Genomic DNA, 306 nt, shown 5'->3' with positions numbered 1-306 from the left:
CATCCGGCTTGCCGAGGGCGATGTTGTCCGCCACGGTCCCGCTGAACAGGTACGCCTCCTGCGTGACCATGACGATCGCGCGGCGCAGATCCTTGGGATGCAGCATCCGCAGGTCGACGCCGTCCAGCGTGACCTCGCCCTCGCTCGGATCGTAGAACCGCGACACGAGCTTGGCGAGCGTCGACTTCCCGGCTCCCGTCGTGCCCACCAGTGCGATGGTCTGCCCGGCGGGGATGTCGAGCGAGAAGCTCGGCAGGATCGTCTTGTCGCCGTTGTACCCGAAGGTCACGTCGTCGAAGCGGATCG

1 protein-coding gene is annotated in these 306 nt (G+C 66.7%); it reads right to left on the bottom strand.

Annotation, left to right across the window (positions count from 1 at the left end; translation table 11 throughout):
• Positions 1–306, bottom strand: a 306-nt coding sequence (locus tag KI686_RS17580; RefSeq protein ID WP_237590369.1) for an ATP-binding cassette domain-containing protein, incomplete at both ends; no start/stop codon positions are given.

Origin of the sequence: Polaribacter sargassicola, from assembly GCF_021991835.1 — a bacterium.
Classification (GTDB): Bacteria; Bacteroidota; Bacteroidia; order Flavobacteriales; family Flavobacteriaceae; genus Polaribacter; species Polaribacter sargassicola.
This window is presented reverse-complemented; position numbering and strand designations above follow the sequence as displayed.